We start from the raw sequence: 19,981 nt of genomic DNA, 5'->3' as shown, positions 1-19,981 counted from the left end.
ATCTCAAAATGCCCATTGTGGGCTACCAAACAATTTATATGCAATTTAACTCATTAGGCTTATCTCAAGCCTTGCTAAAAGCTATTAGCAAAAAGGGATACACAACCCCAAGTCCTATTCAAAAAAAAGCCATTCCACCTATTTTACAAGGAAAAGATGTATTGGCGAGTGCGCAAACTGGGACTGGAAAAACAGCAGGTTTTACATTGCCTCTTTTACATATATTATCTGAAAACCCAAAAGAAAAATACCGCCCTATTCGTGCGTTAATTTTAACGCCTACGCGTGAATTAGCAGCACAAGTATATGCCAACGTAAAAGAATATAGTGAGTTTTTAGAATTGCGTAGTGCCGTTATTTTTGGAGGCGTCAATCAAAATCCGCAAGTAGCAACGATGCGCCAAGGTATTGATGTATTGGTAGCAACTCCTGGGCGTTTATTAGATTTAATAAACCAGAACCACATATCTTTAAAGCGTGTTGAGATTTTGGTTTTAGATGAAGCAGATAGAATGCTTGATATGGGTTTTTTACGCGATATTGAGCGTATTATTAAAATCATGCCAGAGAAACGCCAAAATTTAATGTTTTCTGCAACCTTTTCACCCGACATTAAAAAACTGGCACATGGTATTTTAAATAACCCGGTACAGGTTGAAGCAACACCCGAAAACACCACGGTAGATGCCATTTCACAAAAAGTATATCGTGTTGCTAAAGGCTTAAAAACCGATTTAATTATTAAATTAATCTCGGACGGCAACTGGAAACAGGTTTTGGTATTTACACGTACAAAACATGGTGCTAACAAACTATGCGAAAAAATGGCAAAGGCAGGTATTAAAGCAGCCGCTATACATGGGAATAAAAGTCAGGGAGCACGCACCAAAGCATTAGGCGGTTTTAAAAACGGAAGTGTGAGTGTTTTGGTAGCGACAGATATTGCAGCTCGTGGCTTGGATATCCCGTTATTGCCACACGTTATTAATTTTGAATTGCCTAATATTTCTGAAGATTACGTGCATAGAATTGGAAGAACGGGAAGGGCAGGAGCTAGTGGAGAAGCGCTTTCGTTAGTAAGTGCTGATGAAACTACTTATTTACGCGATATTGAAAAGTTGGTAGGGATTAAAATACCTGTTGAAATTGTAGAAGGTTTTGAACCCGATCCAAATGCTTCAACCGAACCAGAAAAACGTCAGCAAAGAGGTGGAGGAAATCGTTCTAGAAATAACGAAAGGTCTGCTAATTCGAATACTCAAAAAAACGATAGTAGCCGTCGTCCAAAACGTAATAATGACAGACGTAGAAACGATAGACGTAATTAAAACATGATGGAATCTCAACCAAATAATCCGCTACATGGTATAAAGTTAGAACAGATTATTAATGATTTGGTGGCGCATTATGGTTGGGAATATATGGGGTTCACTATTAAAATTAAATGTTTTACTGATAACCCATCAGTAAAATCGAGTTTGAAGTTTTTAAGGCGCACCCCGTGGGCAAGAACTAAAGTGGAAGCTATGTATTTAAACATGCTTAAAAAGAATGAAAACAAAAAAGGTTCTAGTTAATTAACTTGAACCTTTTTTGTTAGATCTGTGAATTTTAATTTTTTTCTGTTGTTTTAGTGCGGTTTCCATGTTTTTCACCACGTTTGTGCATGCTTGCAGTAAATTCATCGAAATTTACAAGACCATCTGTATTGGTATCCATGGCAGAAAATCTTTTTTCAAGCGCTTCCATAGGGACTTCATTTTTTCGTTTCTTAGCTTTAAATTCATCTAAACTTATAAGTTTGTCGTTGTTTGTATCAAGTGATACAAAGATTTTTTCTGGATCGGGTTTCATTTTTTCTTGAGCCTGTGAAAAAGAAAAAGCACATAACGCTACAGCTACTAAACCAAATTTTAATGTTTTTGATATCATAAGTAATTGTTTTTAAATTGTTAATCATTCAATTAGACTTACAATATCTTTAAAGGTTTAGTGTGTTGTTAACTTTTTTATATTGTTATAGTTTAATAATGCGTTTAACAATGTGCTTATTAAAATTAGATACTTTTATGAGATATACTCCAGACGACAAACCTTGCAAGTTCAATGATTGTTTTGAGTCTTTTAATGGTTGGTTTATAATTAACCTACCAGTACTGTCGTATAATTGAATGAAGGCATTTTTTGCAATATCTTCTTTTAATTCTAAAGTAACTTGAGTATGGGTTGGGTTAGGGTATAAGCTGAAATTAGATTCAGATGACGCTTGAATTACAGAAAGCGCTTCACCAGAACATATATCCAACCTGTCTAAGTTGGCAGCTCCAGAATCTGTAAGTGATGTAAACCTAATGGTATTATTACCTTGGCTTAAGTTTAAAGTAAAATTGGTATTTAACCAGGTGGTCCAAGCTCCTGTATTTGGGAATCCTAAATTGTTAATTTGTGTAGAGCCATTAACGGCAACACTTTGAGAACGGTCTACGATTCCACCATTGCCATAACGAAATCTAAGATTGTAAGTACCCGCAGTTGTTACGTTGATAACATACTCACACCATTCGCCAATAGCATTGGCTGTATTTACAAACCCAGTACCAGTATAACCAACATGGTTGCTATCAATAGTGCCAGAACTAATAATGCCATCTTCAGCTTGGTATTCTGCCCAAGAACAACTATCATCACAAGGTGTTACACCTGTATCTCCTCCAGAGCAAACACCACAACCATCAACAGTTGCTGTTCCATTCTCCTTACCATTACAATCCATTACACATGCTGTTAAACCTGTATTTCCGCCTACGCAAGTATCGCAATCATCCATATATGCAGAACCTAGGTAGTCACCATTACAATCATTGCCCATTTTACCAACGCCAGACCATTGTGGTACCAGTGTTTTTACATCTGCGGTATTGCTGGTTAATACTGAAGCATAACTATAAGGAATATCGGCAACACAGTCGTTTGGAAAAGGTCTGGAGGCTTGACTTATAATAATATTATCAATTCTTTCGGTACTACCTGGCGATTCGGAAGGTGTGTAAATAGAGTAGTGTAATGTTTCATAATAGTTTTTTTCAACACGTACACAGGTGTTAGCTCTAATCTCGGTAGCATCTGTTGCGCCAACTATATAATTATTAAAAAAATGTCCGGTAGAACCTCTATACATGGGTACACGAAGCAATACTTTATTGTAATAATTATGATGGAGTGTAACTTTGCGGTCTGCCCAAAGATCAGTATCGCTGGCACCAACCAAACCACCTTTATGGTGGTCGTGTATGTAGCACCAAGAAATAGTTATAAAACCGGTAGTACCTTTAATATCTATCAACCCATCATATAAATCTTTATTGGTTTGAACGCTAGGATCTTCAGAAAATATTTCGCAATGGTCTATCCATATATTTGTTGAAGTACCACTTATAGAAACGCAGTCACCACCATTTACAAGAATTTGTGGTTGCCCATTATCGCCAGTAGAAGAATATACACCAGGAGTGTCTATACGGGTAGTAACACCAATGAGCGTAATTCTTAAATTTTGAATAATAACATTATTGTGGTTTTTAATTTCAAGACCAATACCGTTTAAAAAAGCATTGTTTCCAACTCCAATGATTGATTTATTTGATTGTATATCTATTTTCCCCCCATTAGCCCCATTAGAAATAGTTCCTTGAACCATTATTATGTAAGGCGTAGTACTTTCGGCATAAGCTTTTAATTCAGCATAAGAAGTTGCTGTAACAGTTGTACCACTCTGTCCGCCTGTAGTTCCGCCGTTTTCTGTTGCAAATCCAACTAAATCAAAATTAGGTTGGGCATGTAGTGAAGTGGAAGCAAAGCAAAGTAAGCAAATGGATGCTAATAATAGTAGAAGTCTTTTCATTTTTTAAATGTTAAATATTAGTTTAGTGAGTAACACCAAAGCTATAAAAAAATAAAAAAAAAGAATAGGTGAAAATGTACTGATAAGTCACGAAAATGATACGATAAGTACCTAGATTAGGTTTTGTTTCTAAAAATCATGGCTATTTTGAAAGCTTCACTGTAATTGTTTCAGCCCTTCATAAACCACAATACCTACGGCATTTGCTAAATTTAAACTTCTAACGTGTTCACTATAAAGTGGAATTTTGTATAATTTATTTGAATGTTCATCAATTATAGATTTAGGCAAGCCAACCGATTCCTTTCCGAATATTAAAAACAAGTTGTCTTCAAAAGGAATATCCCAATGATTTTTGGTTCCATGGCTAGATAGAAATACCATGTTGGCATTTTTATTTTTTTTGAAGAACTCTTCTATGTTTTCGTAATAAATAATCGAAACATGTTTCCAATAATCCAAACCGGCACGTTTTAAACGGGTATCGTCAATTTCAAAACCAAAGGGCTTTACCAAATGTAGTGTAGACCCAGAAGCTAATGTTAAGCGTCCAATATTACCAGTGTTATTAGGTATTTCAGGTTCTATGAGTACGATGTTTAATGGCATAAAAAAGTTTCTTTTATTTAAGGCGAAGATACATATTAAAAAAAAGAAACGTTTCGTATTTAATTTTGATGTTTATTACAAAGCAATGACCATATTTAGAGTAAAAGCGTTGTTTAAACAGCAATTATTTTATTAATAATTTTTCGGTTGAAATAATCGAATTATTGTTTTTAAAAACTAAAAAGTAAAGTCCGCTTTTTATACTGGTAAGATTTATGGTATTAGTATGCGGTTTTAAATGGGTAATAAACCTGCCAACATTATCGTAAATATGGATGTTGGTAATACTATTTGAATTAGAATTAAAACTAATAACACTATTATTTGTTGGATTCGGAAAAATATTGATTTTAGTTTTACTTAGTTCGTTAGCAATGACTGATAAAGTAGGATTCTCTTCAATGCTGAAATTTGCAAATAAGATGCTTTCGTCTCTTAAATCTGAAGAATTAATTAAACTTCTGTATATGCCCCATTTAGGTCTAACAAAATCTGCACCTGTTTGCCAATTAATAATGGCATTGTTTGAATAATTGAATAATAATGCTCCATCGCTAACTTTTTTAATTTCTATGGAATAGGTTCCAGAAGTCCCATATTTTATAGTTTCGGTTACGTCAACCCAAATACCCTTAAATGGCGTTAAATCAGTCTGCTTTAATGTTACTTGAGATGATGTCTCTGCATAACGTAGCTCTAATTTGTCTGGAGTACCTTTGCGTGTAGTCAATGTGTACATGGGAGTCGCTTCATAAAGCCCACCAACAGATTTTAATTGATGTATATGGGTAAAGTTAGGAGACGATTGAAACCCAGCATCTAGTTTAAACTTCCATTTGTAAACGAAGACTTCTCCTTCAATGCCTTTTAAATTAGCGGGCGATTTATCGTAGACTTTTATTTCGTTTCGTTGCCTGTCAAAATTGATGCATCTATCATTATCTGGAGTTGTATGAATTTGAAAACGAAATACATGAGTGTTTAAGTAGGTGTCAAAAACTTCGTCTATGTGTCTGCCAAAAGCATTATGGTTACAATCTGGTGCTTCAATTACATCGAATCCGGATGCTAAAACAGAGTTGATTAATTCGTAAGTATTACCAGGGCCATCAGCATTAAGTACAATTTGAGACCATACATATTGAATATTGAAAATAAGAACAAAAAAACAGATAATTAGATATTTCATTATGATAAATTAAATTGGTTTACCAATTTGGGTAACCAAATATATGAAATATATTTTTGTTTTACCTATTATTAGGGTTGAAGAAGAGTAAGTAATGCTTTAATTATAATTACTATTTTACCCGATAAGTAAGTTTCATGGTTATAGATGCAGTTTTTTCCTTTGATGCGGTATTGTAAGCTCCACCCCATGAATAGTCTTCATTTGAATTTTGCCCCGTAATTTGAAAAATTCCCATTTGGGCAAGAGATAGTTCTCCTAGTTTTGTTCCGGAGTTTTCAGCTATGCTTTTAGCTCTAACATAGGCATTATCGGTTGCTTGGGAAACCATTTCAATTTTTAAATCTTCAAGTTTTGTATAGTAATATCTAGGTGCTATGGAATATAATTGAATGCCTTTATTTAAAAGTTCGGTAACCTCACGCGATATTTTTTCAACCTTTTCAACCTCTTTTGAATTTATTTGAACCGTTTGGCTTAACGTGTAGCCAATAAATTCTTGCCCTAAATATTTTCCGTCTGTGGTATAATTTTGCTTAAATTCTTTATCAGTTGCAACAGCGTTAAACACAATAACATCATTGCTTAAACCTTTCGATTTTAAATATTCAGAAATAGTTTCTTTATTATTTTTAAGATCGGAATACGCTTGTTTTAGATCGCTGTTTACTTGAGAAAATCGCGCTTCCCAAACAATCAAATCCGACGTAAAGTTGGTTTGCCCTAATCCAGTAACAGAGATAGTTCCTACTTGCTTGTTTCTGTTAATAACTGCATGCCCTAAAATGATTGATGCTACTACAATTGCTATGGCAAATACAATGGCACTAATATTTTTATTCATAGAAATAGGAATTAAATGGTTATATGTTATCGAATGGATTTAACAAATTTGTCAATTTCATTTACAGAATTATTAGAAATAAATTTTATAAAAGCACTTCCAATAATTGCTCCTTTTGCATATTGGGTTGCTTGATTAAAAGTTTCATCATTGTTAATGCCAAATCCAATAATCTGTGGGTTTATTAAGTGCATATTTGATATACGTTCAAAATAATGTGTCTGGTCTTTACCAAACCCAGATTGACTTCCTGTAACACTGGCACTACTTACCATATAAATAAATCCATTGGAAATTGAATCAATAAAATTGATACGTTCTACAGATGTTTGAGGTGTAATTAAAAACACATTGATAAGTCCGTATTTTTCAAATATCTCTTTGTATTCTTCGTTATAAACATCTACAGGTAAATCAGGAATAATTAAACCATCAACACCTATTTCTTGGCATTTTTTACAGAAAGCTTCCACGCCATATTGAAGCATTGGGTTGAAATACCCCATGATAATTAACGGAATTGAAACCGATTGTCTGATATCTTTTAATTGATTAAAAAGCACTTCGGTAGTCATGCCATTTTTTAACGCCTGTGTAGAACTTGCTTGAATGGTTGGTCCATCGGCTAAAGGGTCACTAAAAGGTAAACCAATTTCTATCATATCAACACCACTTCTTTCAAGGTTTTGAATAACGGTAACGGTATCATTTAAACTAGGGTATCCAGCGGTAAAGTATATTGATAATAACTTTTTGTTTTCTTGTATTTTTTTATTTATTCTGTTCATTTTGAAATCTTTTATAAGCCCTCACAGGTTTCAAAAACCTGTGAGGGCTTGTTTTGCGTTAGGGATTGCAGCGACACCCTTTTTTGCCACTAAAAGCAAAAAAGATATAGCGAAAAGCCCGACCCTCGTGGTAACGCCATGAGTTATATTTTAAAATAATCAATATAGTTTTGTAAATCCTTATCACCACGTCCAGATAAACTGACCACTATCACATCGTTTGGTTTAAATGTTTTCTGTTCGAAAATAGCTAAAGCGTGTGAACTCTCGATGGCTGGAATGATGCCTTCCAACTTACATAATTCTAAACCAGCTTTCATAGCTTCGTCATCGGTAATCGACATAAATTCGGCACGGCCAGTTTTGGCTAGATGTGCATGCATAGGGCCAACACCTGGATAATCTAAACCTGCCGAAATAGAGTAAGGCTCTGTAATTTGACCATCGGGAGTTTGCATTAAAAGGGTTTTGCAACCGTGAATAACACCTTCTTTTCCCAATACGGAGGTGGCAGCACTTTCGCCAGAATCGACCCCCAAACCAGCAGCTTCAACGGCTATAATGTTTACATTCGGTTCATGCAAATAGTGATAATAAGTACCGGCAGCATTGCTACCGCCACCAATACAGGCAACAACGTAATCTGGATTTTCACGCCCTTCATGTTCTTTTAATTGCCATTTTATTTCTTCAGAAATGATGGCTTGAAAACGAGTTACCATATCTGGGTAGGGATGCGGACCAATAGCCGAACCAATAATATAATGTGTGTTTACGGGGTTATTAATCCAATCGCGAATGGCTTCGTTAGTAGCGTCTTTTAAAGTACGACTTCCCGATAACGCTGGTACAACCGTTGCGCCTAACATTTTCATACGAGCCACATTTGGAGCTTGTCGTGCAATATCAATTTCGCCCATATATACAATGCACTCTAAGCCCATTAAAGCACAAACGGTGGCTGTGGCAACACCATGTTGACCTGCACCCGTTTCGGCAATAATACGGGTTTTGCCCAAACGCTTTGCCATAAGTATTTGCCCAATGGTATTATTTATTTTGTGCGCTCCGGTGTGGTTTAAATCTTCACGCTTTAAATAAATTTTGGTATTATATTTTTCTGAAAGACGTTTGGCAAAATACAGCGGCGAAGGACGCCCTACATAATCTTTTAAGAGTTGATTGAACTCTTTTTGAAATTCGGGTTCTGCCATAACTTTTAAATAGTTTTGGCGCAACTCTTCTACGTTTGGATACAGCATTTCTGGTATAAAAGCACCTCCAAATTCCCCATAGTAGCCTTTTTCGTTTACGTTGTAATTCATGTTGTTTTTATTTATCGTCATTGCGAACATAGTGAAGCAATCTTTTTGTTTTTGGTTTCAAATTTTGAGATTACTTCTTCATTCGTTCCTCATTCATCGTAATGACGGTGTCTTTAAAATTTCTTAATAATTCTATATTCTTTAATCCGGCCTCTATTTCAAATTTGCTGTTTACATCTATAGCGTAACAATATGTTGAAGCTTTACTTTGCTGAAATTGTTTTAAATTTTCTATTTCATCAACGCCAATACCACCACTTAAAAAGAAGGGTTTGGTTGATGGGTAATTGTTTAATACATCCCAATTGAAGGTAAAACCATTACCACCCGGTAATTGCCCTTTGGTGTCGAATAGGAAATAATCGCAGACCGCTTCATAAGGAGTTAAAACATCAAAGTTGAATTCGTTTTTGATGGAAAATACTTTGATGATTTCTAGTTTTTCGTCAATCAGAACTTGTTTCAGATTCTCATGATGAGATTCCGAATTAATTTCGGAATGACGCTTTTTTAAAGCGTTACAATATTCAGGAGATTCTTCACCATGAAGTTGAACTGCTTGTAGCTGGTATATATTTATTTTTTCGATGACGGTATCCAAATCTTCATTAACAAAAACGCCTGTTTTTTTTATTGATTTTGGTAAATCGGTCATGTTTTTAGAATCAAAACTTCTTGCAGATTGGTTGTAAAATATAAAGCCAAGATAATCCGGTTGCAAAGCTGCAACTTGTTCTATATTGTCTTGATATTTCATTCCACAGACTTTAAGCCTCATCCTAGCCTTCTGAAAAGGAGAGGGAATAGATTGCTCGGTATTTGTTGTTTTTTTATTCATAAGAGTAAGCGTCCCCTTCCTTTAGAGGAGTTAGAGGAGGCCTTTTATAAATTGTTTAGCACTTTCACCAGCATTATCGGTTTTCATAAAGTTTTCACCTATTAAAAAACCTTTGTATCCATAAGGTTGTAATTCTTTAATAGCTTCAATGTTGCTAATGCCACTTTCAGATACTTTTACAAAATCGTTAGGTATGATTGTGCTTAGTCCTTTACTGGTTTCTAAACTAACATCGAAGGTTTTTAAATTACGGTTATTTACACCCAACATATCTAAACTTGGCATGATGGATTTATGTAATTCTTCTTCATTATGCACTTCCAATAACACATCTAAATTTAAGCTTTTTGCAAATTCTGAAAATTGCTTAATCTCATCTCTAGTTAAAATAGCAGCAATTAATAGAATAACGTCTGCACCATAGGCTTTAGCTTCTAATAATTGATATTCGTCTATAATGAATTCTTTACGTAAAAGCGGTAAGTTACAACTGGCACGTGCGGTTAATAAATCGTCCAAAGAGCCACCAAAATATTTGCCATCTGTTAAAACCGACATACCACAAACTCCTGCATCTTCATAACCTTTGGCAACATCAAACACATTTAAGCTTTGATTGATAACTGATTTTGAAGGCGATCTGCGTTTGTGTTCGGCAATAATACCTGTTTGGCTATTGCGCAGTTTCGTTGCTAATGAAATGGTTTGTCTTTCAAATAAAACCGATTGTTCCAATTGATTTACGGGAATTAACGATTTTCTTAAATCGATTTCAACGCGTTTATCAGCTACAATTTTATCTAGAATGTTCATTTACTCAATTCTTGAATGGTTTGTAATGCTTTTAATCCTTTACCGGAAAGTAATGATTCTTTCGCTAATTCAAATCCTAATTTATGGTCTATTTTGTTTGTGGTTGCAATAGCTAAACCTGCATTAGCACACACCACATTATTCTGTGCTTCAGTTCCTTTTCCTTGAATAACATCCATGAAAATTTTGGCAGATGATTCTACTGTATTACCACCAAAAATAGATGCTTGTGTTATTTCTGAAATACCTAAATCTTCCGGTGAAAACATGGTTTCAGCATGGTTTGAAATCACTTTTGCTTTTCCTGTCAAAGATATTTCATCGTAACCATCTAAAGCGTGTACAATGGAATAATTTTTATCGGTATTTTGATAAAGATATCCATACAAGCGGAGCAGTTCTAAATTGAAAACACCTACCATTTGGTTTTTAGGAAACGCAGGGTTTACCATAGGCCCTAACATATTAAAAAAAGTTTTTACACCCAATTCCCTACGGATAGGCGCTACGTTTTTCATAGCAGGGTGGAAGAGAGGGGCATGCAACACGCAAATACCCGCTTTTTCTATGCTGGTTTTTAAGAAATCTTCATCACTTGAAAACTTGATGCCTAAATATTCCATAACGTTTGAAGAGCCACAAGCTGAAGACACTCCATAGTTCCCATGCTTTGCAACATGAACACCTGCACCCGCCGTTACGAATGATGCTAGGGTTGAAATGTTAAATGTGTCTTTGCCATCGCCACCAGTTCCGCATAAATCGATGGTATTAAAATCTTTCAAATCAATAGGAATGCATAGTTCTAAAAGGGCATCACGAAACCCTTGTAACTCGTTAAGTGTAATGCTTCGCATCATATAAACGGTTAAAAAAGCAGCAATTTGGCTTTGGTTGTAATCTCCTTTTGAGATATTTACTAAAACCTGTTTTGCCTCTTCGCTAGAAATGCTTTCGTGGTTTATTAATCTGTTTAATAAATTTTTCATTTCTTAAGAATTAATCCAGTTTTTAAGAATTTGTTTTCCATTAGGTGTTAATACCGATTCTGGATGGTATTGGACACCTTTTACATCGTACACTTTATGGCGTAACGACATCACTTGTCCGTTTGCATCAAATGAAGTCGCTTCTAAGCTATCTGGTAAGTCTGGACTAACCACCCAAGAGTGATAGCGTCCTACTTCAATTTCTTTATTCATATCTTTGAATAAAGATTCATTATCAACACAAATAGTAACTTTGGTAGCAACACCATGATAAACATCCTCTAAATTAATAAGCAAACCTCCAAAAACCTCACCTATAGCTTGTTGTCCCAAACAAACCCCTAAAATGCTTTTTGTTGATGCATAGCGTTCTATAATTGGTTTTAGTAAACCTGCTTCGTCTGGAATTCCAGGGCCTGGTGATAGTACTATTTTATCAAATGGTTTAACATCCTCTAAAGTCAATTTATCGTTTCTAACTACGGTTACATCACAGTTTAAATCTTCTAAATAATGCACAAGATTGTATGTAAAACTGTCGTAATTATCTATAACTAATACTTTCGTCATCTTTAAATAGTTTCTGCTAATTCAATAGCTTTTGTTAAGGCTCCTAATTTGTTATACACTTCTTGTAACTCGTTTTCCGGAGTTGATTTTGATACAATGCCAGCACCTGCCCGCCAATGCAATTCGTGGTTTTTACTAAGGAAGGTTCGAATCATGATAGCATGATTAAAGTTTCCTTCAAAGTCCATAAAACCAATAGCGCCACCGTAAAACGAACGATTTGTTTTTTCGTATTGTTCTATCAATTGCATAGCGCGATGCTTTGGTGCGCCGCTTAAAGTTCCCGCAGGAAAGGTGTCGGCAACTACTTGCATAGTTGAGGTTTCTTTATGTTTTTGTCCCGTAACTTTGCTAACCAAATGGATAACATGCGAGAAAAACTGAACTTCTCGATAGGTGTCTACGGTAACACCACTTCCGTGTCTACTTAAGTCGTTTCTTGCTAAATCAACAAGCATCACATGTTCTGCGTTTTCTTTGTCGTCTACTTTTAATTGTTGTGCTAATTCAGCATCTTGTATATCATTTCCAGTACGTTTAAACGTTCCTGCAATGGGGTGGATCTCGGCTTTTCCATTACTTACAATAAGTTGTGCTTCGGGCGAACTTCCAAATATTTTAAAGCTTCCATAATCAAAATAAAACAAGTATGGAGATGGGTTGATGCTTCGTAGCGCACGATACACATTAAATTCATCACCTTTAAATTCTTGTGTGAAACTTTTTGATAAAACCAGTTGAAATACATCACCACGACCACAATGTTTTTTTGCTAATTCAACATGTTGTTTATATTCATCATCCGATAGATTAGAGGAGATTTCTCCACTAGAAGCAAAGTTGTAAGAAGCAAAGTTTTTAACTTTAATTAAATGGTCTATTTCTTCAATATTCGGTTCATTATCAAAACAATGTGAAAAAATATAAGCTTCATTTTTTTGATGATTAATAGCGATAATATTTTGATAAACCGCATAATTAACTTCAGGAATTGTTATGGAGTTTTCTTTTTTAGAAATTTCAACATCCTCAAAATATTTAACCGCATCATAAGCAATGTATCCAAAAATACCGTTGTTTATAAACTTGAATTCTTCTTCAGAATTCACTTTAAAACGTTTTGTGAATTGATTGATCTCTTCCGAAACATCGGTGGTTTTTGTTATAGGGTTTTCAGTTTCACTACCATCTGGAAATGTTTGAAAAATGATTTCGTTTTCAACCTTTATAGTTGCAATGGGGTTAAAACAGATGTATGAAAAACTGTTATCGTTGGCATGATAATCACTACTTTCCAACAAAATGCTGTTTGGGTATTTATCTCTTATTTTTAAATAAATACTAACGGGCGTGATGGTATCTGCCAGAATTTTTTTGTAGTGTGTGTATAAATTAAATTTTGTCATTATTCTGAATGTGTTTCAGTGTTTTGGTATTAAAAAAAGGCTTGTCGTGAACGACAAGCCTTTTGGATATTTTAAGTTTTAAATATACTAGGGTTTTACTTCACGAAACGTAAGTTTAGAAAGCTCCACCACCAAGTATTATTTAAAATTGATTTCATTTTTTTGTTTTAACGAGTTCAAATATAGAAATGAAAATAGAATTACGCAATACTTCTAGTTAATTTTTGCATAAAATAATGTTAAACGGGGTATTCGCTTTGAAGTATTAATTATTTTTATATCTAAAATAATATATCATTAAACCAATTAATCGATTTTTAGTCTAAAAAAATAAAAACATGAAATTTAAAGCGCTACTTATAATACTGCTTGTTTTTGTAAGCTGTAATAATAAAGAGAAAAAAACAGAAATTGCCACTAGTAATAGCGCTATTGAAAACCAAAGTGAACCTAATGCTGATTTGGAAGTATATGATTTTAATGGTTTTGAAAAATTTCTTAATAAAAAGGATGATAAAATACACGTTATAAACTTTTGGGCAACTTGGTGTGCACCATGTGTGAAAGAATTACCCTATTTTGAAAAATTGAATGTAGAATATGCTAATAAGAATGTAGAAGTATTGTTGGTAAGTTTAGATTTTCCACATTTATACAAATCAAAGTTGAAGCCATTCATGAAGAATAAAAAACTAAAATCGAAAGTGATTGCTTTAGATGATGTTGATATGAATACATGGATACCTAAAGTAGATGGAACGTGGTCTGGTTCTATTCCTGCAACTATAATTTATAAAAACAATAAGCGTAAATTTTTTGAAAAATCTTTTACGTATGAAGAATTAGAAACTGAAGTTAAACAATTTTTAAAATAGAATATTATGAAGAAAACAATCAAATTAATTTTTGCAGCTGTTATTGTGTTATGCATTAGTGCATTTACTATAAATAAAACCACTTTTAGTGAGGGTTACAAAATAGGTGATGTTGCAGAAGATTTTTCGCTTAAAAATGTTGATGGAAAAATGATATCCTTATCAGATTATAAAAATGCTAAAGGGTTTATAGTAACATTTACGTGTAACACTTGCCCGTATGCCGTGGCTTATGAAGACAGAATTATTGCTTTAGATAAAAAATATGCATCAAAAGGCTACCCTGTAATTGCGATTATGCCAAATAATGTATCGGTAAAACCTGACGATAATCTAGATGCAATGAAACAACGGGCCAACGAAAAAGGATTTACATTTCCTTATTTAATTGATAAAGAACAAAAAGTTTATCCAAAGTTTGGAGCTACCAAGACACCACACATGTTTGTATTACAAAAAACTAAAAAAGGCAATGTTGTTAAATATATAGGAGCTATTGACGATAATTATAAGGATGCATCTGCTGTATCTACTAAGTACGTTGAAAAAGCAGTAGACGCCTTATTACAAGGAAAAGACATTGAACAAGCCGAAACTAAAGCTATAGGTTGCTCTATTAAAGTTTGATATTTTATTGAATGAACCTTTAGGAAAATCTAAAGTATTAGACTTTAGATTTTTTTTTCGTCTATAAGTTTTAGAAGTATTAAATTTGTATGATACAAATAGATTAAAAAATGGAAGATTTATCACAAGAAGAATGGGCATCTCAATTAGAGAATGACGAGAATGCAGTAGTTTTAGACGTACGAACAGATGCCGAGGTAGCAGACGGTATTATACCAAATGCCATTCATATAGATATATATAAAGGTCAAGATTTTATAGATGAAATAGAGGCTTTAGATAAAAATAAAAACTATTACGTGTATTGTCGTTCTGGGAATAGAAGCGGACAGGCTTGTGCCATTATGAATCAATTAGGTTTTGATAATGCCTATAATTTAGAAGGAGGGATTTTAGAATGGGAAGGTGATTTGGTAGATTTAGAATAAACAAAGAACAAACGTTTTGTTGTTTAATTCTTAGCCGCTTTTGCTGATATTTTACGCTTTGAACTTATTTTTGAGTACTTTACCTTTTTTATTTTAAGCATAAAGTTCTTTTTTATAATTTTATAATAAGTTAAAGCCCTTTACTTTAATTTAAGGTTAAATAATTAATTAATCCAAAATTTATTATGCAAAACGGTTACGTTATATTAGGAATCATAGCTTTGTTATTTTTAAGCATGTATGGATATGCTTATTTTTCTGTTGCTTTAGAAAAAATAAGAGCGATGAAAAACAAGAAACTAAATATAGAGAAAGAGGAAATAAGACGTCAAGATCGTTTAAGGAAACAAGAGATTATTAATGAACGAGTTAGAAAGTTTAACGAACGAAAAGAAGAAATCCATAACGAGTTAATGTTATTAGAAAAAATGAAAGAAAGACAAAAAGTAAGCTAAACCTGTTTGTTTTCATAAAAAAAAGCACATGTAAATACGTTTACATGTGCTTTTTTTGTGGAGTCGGAGAGAATCGAACTCTCGTCCAAACAAGTAACCAAAGGGCTTTCTACACGTTTATTCTTTTCTTGGGTTTTCGACTATAAGCTGGTTAAAGACAACCTACTTATAACTTAGCTTCTTTAGTTTCAAAAGTAAATCAAAGCACTTTACTTTCTATGTTGACATTTACGATGCCTCAAAAAGGAACGCCGTCAATCAAGGCTTTCCGGAGACATAAAGCTTGTACACCTTGTGTACCTAGGCTAATCTTACTAAAATTCAGATTAAGCAGCTAAAGCGTAGTTATTCTCGCCGTTTAAAGTTTGACCTAGCCTTTTACGTGTTTCAAAGTCATTACACGACGTGCTTACCGTTCAATTAATCTCGCTGTCAAAACCAGTCGACCCCATTTATTTCTGTCTCTGTACTATCGCTCAAGATAAACTTTAACAGAAATCTTATAAATTGAAAAAGTAATAGTTTTACTTGGGCGTTACCCACTTTTGCTTTTAATGGCAAAAGTGCGTCAGGTTTTCCGCTGTATCTTTTGCAAAAGCAAAAGGATGACACTTCAACCCTTAACGCGGGCTGCAAAGTTATCAAAAACTTTGTAATTCAATAGAAATACATCTAATTTAGAGCAAAAATTATTCCAATTATCAAAGTATATGCAATTTGTCAGTAATCCTAAGGTCGAAGCTGTTTTTAGCGGTTATCCTAAAACAGTAAAAAAACAAATGCTACATCTTAGAGAATTGGTTTTAAAAACCGCGTCAAAAATAGACACACTTGAAAAACTTGAAGAAACCCTAAAATGGGGAGAACCAAGTTATGTTACAAAACATGGAAGTACCGTAAGAATGGATTGGAAACCCCAAAGCCCTAATCAATATGCTATGTATTTTTCATGTTCCTCTAGTCTCGTGTCAACATTTAAAACCATTTATAAGCACATTTTTAAATTTGAAGGAAACAGAGCCATTGTATTTCAATTGAAAGATGAAATTCCAGAGGTAGAATTAACACATTGTATATCATTAGCTTTAACTTACCATAAACTAAAACATTTGCCTTTGCTAGGGGCATAGAAAAATATGAGATTCGCTATTATAAAAGAACGTAAAAATCCACCAGATCGTCGTGTGGTATTTTCGCCAGCAAAACTAAAAGAAGCACAAACACAATTTCCAGAAGCTATTTTTATAGTGGAATCTTCAGATATTCGCGTGTTTTCAGATGAAGCTTATGAAAAAGAAGGTTTTGAAGTGTCTCAAAATATAGAAGACTGCGACGTGATGATTGGTGTTAAGGAAGTACCAATTGAAGCACTTATTCCAAATAAAAAATACTTTTTCTTTTCTCATACTATAAAAAAGCAGCCCTATAATAGAAAACTTTTACAAGCCATTTTAGCAAAAAACATAGAGTTGTTTGATCACGAAACGATTGTAAACAATAAAGGGTTTCGCTTAATTGGTTTTGGTTATTATGCGGGTATTGTTGGAGCCTATAACGGGTTTCGTGCTTGGGGATTGAAATACGATTCATGGAATTTACCAAAAGCTGGGATTTTGCCAAGTAGAGAAGCATTGATAAACGAGCTGAATATTATACAGCTTCCAAATATAAAAATATTACTAACAGGCAGTGGAAAAGTATCAAACGGAGCTCAATACATCTTGGATGCGATGTACATAAAAAAAGTTTCGGTAGTTGATTATTTGGATAGCACGTTTAATGAACCCGTGTATTGTAAAATTGATGTGCTGGATTATAACAAACGTAAAGACGGACAAGTAATTGATGTGTTTGATTTTTTTGATAATCCGCAAGATTACGAGTCTAACTTTATGCGTTTTGCTAAAGTAACCGATTATTACATTGCAGGTCATTTTTACGGTAATGGCGCACCTTGTTTTTACACAAAACAAGATATTAAATCGCCCCATTTTAATATTAAAGTAGTGGCTGATATTAGTTGCGATGTTAATGGCCCTATAGCTACTACTTTAAGAGCCTCAACCATTGCGAACCCTATTTATGGTTACAACCCACAAACGGAAACGGAAACAGATTATAAAGCAAGAAATGCGATAGCTGTTATGGCGGTAGATAACCTGCCTTGTGAACTTCCTAAAGATGCCAGCGAAGGGTTTGGAGAGCAATTTTTACAATATGTTATTCCTGCATTCTTTAATAATGATGCTGATGGTGTTTTGCAACGTGCCAAAATAACCGAAAACGGAAGGTTAACGGAACGATTTAAATATTTGCAAGATTATATAAATGAAATGTAATAGATTTGCATTTTTGACTTCCCAAATTGGAACTTAAATTTATGACGAAAACAGCATTAATAACTGGAGCTGCTTCAGGGTTAGGATATGAACTATCGCTTTTATTGGCAAAAGATGGTTATAACTTGATACTTGTAGATATTGATGCAAAAAACCTTATAAAAGTACAATCGGAGTTAAATAGGATTTATAAATGCCAAGTTGATATCATTGTTAAAGATTTAAGTAAGCCCCATGTTGCTAGTGAAATTGTTAAGGAGATTGACGCTGTTTCTATAGATGTTTTAATAAATAATGCTGGTTTTGGATTGTTTGGCACATTTTCGGGTACCGATTGGCAACGCGAATCAGATATGTTACATTTACATATTTTAACAACAACGCATTTAACAAAGTTGTTGCTAGATGGGATGCTAAAACGAGGCTCTGGAAAAATATTAAACATGTCGTCTTTGGCAGCATTTCAACCTGGGCCGTTAATGTCTATCTATTATGCTTCAAAAGCATATATGTTGTCGTTTTCTGAAGCCATTGCAAATGAGCTAATTGGAACAGGTGTTACGGTAACGGCCTTATGCCCTGGCCCTACTAAAACAGATTTTCAAAGTGTTGTTTCAGAAAATACTGTAGATAACAAGATTCGGTTTAATATGGCATGTCCTTCTAAAGTTGCGCAGTATGGTTATGATGCGATGCAAAAAGGAAAAACGGTGGCTATCCCAGGAAAGCTTAATAAGTTTTTATCAGTATTGCCCCGTTTTTTAACCCGAAATAAAGCCACTTCTATAGTAAGGAAAATTCAAGATAAGAATAGGGAAGCTTGATATTTTTTTTAGACGAACGAATTAGGTTTTTCGAATAACTGTTTAAAAACCCAATACCCTAGGTTTAAAAAAACACCAAAAATTAATGTAAATACCCAAGCTTCTAAATGTGCGTTTGGATTACATGTTATTTCAAAAACATCATTTAATAGTTCTGTCGGATTCTGGATTAATTCCCAAGAATTATAACGTAAAAATCTACCTAAATACACACCAAAACTACAAAGGAAAAGTAAACACATAATAAAGTAGTTCGTTTGTTTTTTGTTCATATATCGATTAATGATATCTTCCATATCTGTAAGTGAAATAAAAAAAATGAGTAACCCATTTAAAGCAAAGGCACTTACCACTAAAACATCTAGCCATAAACGATGGTGAGAACTTACTTTTAAATGCAATAAATCTGTAACAATGTAAGGTGCATTTGGTAGAAAAAGCAGCCATATTAAAAACCAAACCACGATTTCTATTTTATTTAAATTTGTACTGCCTGTTAAATATGTACTGATTACATAAGGTATTAATGCCAAAAACAAATTCCATACTAAAAAAGAGAAGAAGAATGAATGCGCTAATTTAATCCGTATCATAAGTAAAACAATACTAAACGCCATAGACAAGCTTAATAAGGCAAAGGTTTTATATCGATTTATAAGAAGCGTTTTTATACTATTCATTTTTTTTAAGTTTGTATTCTACAATTAAAACAGTAACAATTCCTAAGGTGTAAGCCATTAAATCTGAAATTTGAAAAGTACTACCCAGTATAAGTTTTGCTATATGGCTGTTTTGTAAATTTAGAGGTTTAAGAATATTAACCAGTTGAAAAAATTCTACAACAAAAGAAAAAGCTAAAACACTCATGGCTATATAAAAATGATTGCCTTTAATGAAGCTTTTAAAAAAGCAATACATTAAAATAACTATCAAATAATCGCCAAACGTATGCCGAATAAAACCAGTTTTTAAAAATATGGCTATAAATGCTTCGGTGGTGAAAAGTAACAGAGTAAGAATTATGTAGGTTTTGTTGAATTGTAGTTTCATAATTTAAAATTCGGTTGGAAATTCTATGTTTATAATTATAAAGAAATATAAGATTGCAATTGGAATATTTAGGAGTACTATTCCGCATGCTTTTATAATTTCAAGTTTTTC

The 19,981-nt window shown here is 33.7% G+C and carries 23 protein-coding genes and 1 other RNA gene; 9 read left to right on the top strand and 15 right to left on the bottom strand.

Annotated elements, in window-relative coordinates:
- Nucleotides 1–38: 38 nt before the first annotated feature.
- Together VP395_RS02905 and VP395_RS02900 are read left to right on the top strand one after the other, a co-directional pair.
- Nucleotides 39–1,328 carry a DEAD/DEAH box helicase gene (locus tag VP395_RS02905; protein ID WP_346240205.1) on the top strand — a complete coding sequence of 430 codons (1,290 nt, stop codon included), beginning with the start codon at nt 39–41 and terminating at the stop codon, nt 1,326–1,328.
- 6 nt (nt 1,329–1,334) lie between these two features.
- Complete coding sequence (locus VP395_RS02900) at nt 1,335–1,577, top strand: VF530 family protein (RefSeq protein WP_346240429.1); 243 nt, start codon at nt 1,335–1,337, stop codon at nt 1,575–1,577.
- Between the two features lie 34 nt (nt 1,578–1,611).
- Here the strand turns inward: VP395_RS02900 and VP395_RS02895 are convergent, their stop codons facing one another.
- The 12 genes from VP395_RS02895 to VP395_RS02840 all read right to left on the bottom strand — a co-directional run bounded on the left by VP395_RS02895 (nt 1,612) and on the right by VP395_RS02840 (nt 13,272).
- Nucleotides 1,612–1,932, bottom strand: coding sequence for an EF-hand domain-containing protein (locus VP395_RS02895; protein ID WP_346240204.1), 321 nt, complete (start codon nt 1,930–1,932; stop codon nt 1,612–1,614).
- 85 nt (nt 1,933–2,017) lie between these two features.
- Nucleotides 2,018–3,901: a pectate lyase family protein gene (locus VP395_RS02890; protein ID WP_346240203.1), complete on the bottom strand. Its 1,884-nt coding sequence runs from the start codon at nt 3,899–3,901 to the stop codon at nt 2,018–2,020.
- A 156-nt stretch (nt 3,902–4,057) separates the two neighbouring features.
- Complete coding sequence (locus VP395_RS02885) at nt 4,058–4,510, bottom strand: tRNA (cytidine(34)-2'-O)-methyltransferase (RefSeq protein WP_346240202.1); 453 nt, start codon at nt 4,508–4,510, stop codon at nt 4,058–4,060.
- Between the two features lie 124 nt (nt 4,511–4,634).
- Complete coding sequence (locus VP395_RS02880; RefSeq protein WP_346240201.1) at nt 4,635–5,699, bottom strand: T9SS type A sorting domain-containing protein; 1,065 nt, start codon at nt 5,697–5,699, stop codon at nt 4,635–4,637.
- Between the two features lie 112 nt (nt 5,700–5,811).
- On the bottom strand, nt 5,812–6,543 hold the full coding sequence (locus tag VP395_RS02875; RefSeq protein ID WP_346240200.1) for an SIMPL domain-containing protein: 732 nt from the start codon (nt 6,541–6,543) through the stop codon (nt 5,812–5,814).
- 26 nt (nt 6,544–6,569) lie between these two features.
- Entirely contained in the window at nt 6,570–7,331 is a 762-nt protein-coding gene (trpA, locus tag VP395_RS02870) for a tryptophan synthase subunit alpha (protein WP_346240199.1), read from the bottom strand.
- 143 nt (nt 7,332–7,474) lie between these two features.
- Nucleotides 7,475–8,656 carry a tryptophan synthase subunit beta gene (gene trpB / locus VP395_RS02865; RefSeq protein ID WP_346240198.1) on the bottom strand — a complete coding sequence of 394 codons (1,182 nt, stop codon included), beginning with the start codon at nt 8,654–8,656 and terminating at the stop codon, nt 7,475–7,477.
- Nucleotides 8,657–8,726: 70 nt separating this feature from the next.
- The gene (locus tag VP395_RS02860; RefSeq protein WP_346240197.1) at nt 8,727–9,434 is read right to left on the bottom strand and encodes a phosphoribosylanthranilate isomerase; all 708 of its coding nucleotides are present in this window, start codon (nt 9,432–9,434) and stop codon (nt 8,727–8,729) included.
- A gap of 90 nt (nt 9,435–9,524) precedes the next feature.
- Nucleotides 9,525–10,307 (bottom strand): indole-3-glycerol phosphate synthase TrpC, encoded by a 783-nt coding sequence (gene trpC / locus VP395_RS02855; protein WP_346240196.1) that lies wholly within the window; start codon nt 10,305–10,307, stop codon nt 9,525–9,527.
- Nucleotides 10,304–11,296, bottom strand: a complete 993-nt coding sequence (gene trpD / locus VP395_RS02850) for an anthranilate phosphoribosyltransferase (RefSeq protein WP_346240195.1) — start codon at nt 11,294–11,296, stop codon at nt 10,304–10,306. The genes trpC and trpD overlap by 4 nt, the downstream gene beginning before the upstream one ends.
- Before the next feature lie 3 nt (nt 11,297–11,299).
- Nucleotides 11,300–11,866 carry an anthranilate synthase component II gene (locus VP395_RS02845; protein ID WP_346240194.1) on the bottom strand — a complete coding sequence of 189 codons (567 nt, stop codon included), beginning with the start codon at nt 11,864–11,866 and terminating at the stop codon, nt 11,300–11,302.
- Between the two features lie 2 nt (nt 11,867–11,868).
- The gene (locus VP395_RS02840) at nt 11,869–13,272 is read right to left on the bottom strand and encodes an anthranilate synthase component I family protein (protein WP_346240193.1); all 1,404 of its coding nucleotides are present in this window, start codon (nt 13,270–13,272) and stop codon (nt 11,869–11,871) included.
- 338 nt (nt 13,273–13,610) lie between these two features.
- Between VP395_RS02840 and VP395_RS02835 the strand changes: the two genes are divergently transcribed.
- From VP395_RS02835 to VP395_RS02820, 4 genes are all read left to right on the top strand, one after another.
- Nucleotides 13,611–14,147 carry a TlpA family protein disulfide reductase gene (locus VP395_RS02835; protein WP_346240192.1) on the top strand — a complete coding sequence of 179 codons (537 nt, stop codon included), beginning with the start codon at nt 13,611–13,613 and terminating at the stop codon, nt 14,145–14,147.
- 6 nt (nt 14,148–14,153) lie between these two features.
- Entirely contained in the window at nt 14,154–14,774 is a 621-nt protein-coding gene (locus tag VP395_RS02830; RefSeq protein ID WP_346240191.1) for a thioredoxin family protein, read from the top strand.
- A 110-nt stretch (nt 14,775–14,884) separates the two neighbouring features.
- The gene (locus VP395_RS02825; protein ID WP_346240190.1) at nt 14,885–15,202 is read left to right on the top strand and encodes a rhodanese-like domain-containing protein; all 318 of its coding nucleotides are present in this window, start codon (nt 14,885–14,887) and stop codon (nt 15,200–15,202) included.
- A 185-nt stretch (nt 15,203–15,387) separates the two neighbouring features.
- Entirely contained in the window at nt 15,388–15,657 is a 270-nt protein-coding gene (locus VP395_RS02820) for a selenoprotein S family protein (protein WP_346240189.1), read from the top strand.
- Between the two features lie 55 nt (nt 15,658–15,712).
- Here the strand turns inward: VP395_RS02820 and ssrA are convergent.
- Nucleotides 15,713–16,107: a transfer-messenger RNA gene (gene ssrA / locus VP395_RS02815) on the bottom strand.
- Nucleotides 16,108–16,436: 329 nt separating this feature from the next.
- Here ssrA and VP395_RS02810 point away from each other — a divergent pair.
- The 3 genes from VP395_RS02810 to VP395_RS02800 are packed head-to-tail and all read left to right on the top strand — an operon-like array spanning nt 16,437 to nt 18,820.
- On the top strand, nt 16,437–16,787 hold the full coding sequence (locus VP395_RS02810; protein WP_346240188.1) for a DUF1801 domain-containing protein: 351 nt from the start codon (nt 16,437–16,439) through the stop codon (nt 16,785–16,787).
- 6 nt (nt 16,788–16,793) lie between these two features.
- Nucleotides 16,794–17,996, top strand: a complete 1,203-nt coding sequence (locus VP395_RS02805; RefSeq protein ID WP_346240187.1) for an NAD(P)-dependent oxidoreductase — start codon at nt 16,794–16,796, stop codon at nt 17,994–17,996.
- Between the two features lie 41 nt (nt 17,997–18,037).
- Nucleotides 18,038–18,820: an SDR family NAD(P)-dependent oxidoreductase gene (locus VP395_RS02800; RefSeq protein WP_346240186.1), complete on the top strand. Its 783-nt coding sequence runs from the start codon at nt 18,038–18,040 to the stop codon at nt 18,818–18,820.
- An 8-nt stretch (nt 18,821–18,828) separates the two neighbouring features.
- Here the strand turns inward: VP395_RS02800 and VP395_RS02795 are convergent, their stop codons facing one another.
- Nucleotides 18,829–19,500, bottom strand: coding sequence for a DUF1361 domain-containing protein (locus VP395_RS02795; protein ID WP_346240185.1), 672 nt, complete (start codon nt 19,498–19,500; stop codon nt 18,829–18,831).
- Nucleotides 19,493–19,870: a ribosomal maturation YjgA family protein gene (locus VP395_RS02790; RefSeq protein WP_346240184.1), complete on the bottom strand. Its 378-nt coding sequence runs from the start codon at nt 19,868–19,870 to the stop codon at nt 19,493–19,495. Before VP395_RS02790 ends, VP395_RS02795 begins: the two co-directional genes overlap by 8 nt.
- Nucleotides 19,871–19,981 lie beyond the last annotated feature (111 nt).

The sequence above is a fragment of the Mariniflexile soesokkakense genome (assembly GCF_039650365.1).
GTDB classification, from domain to species: domain Bacteria; phylum Bacteroidota; class Bacteroidia; order Flavobacteriales; family Flavobacteriaceae; genus Mariniflexile; species Mariniflexile soesokkakense.
This window is presented reverse-complemented; position numbering and strand designations above follow the sequence as displayed.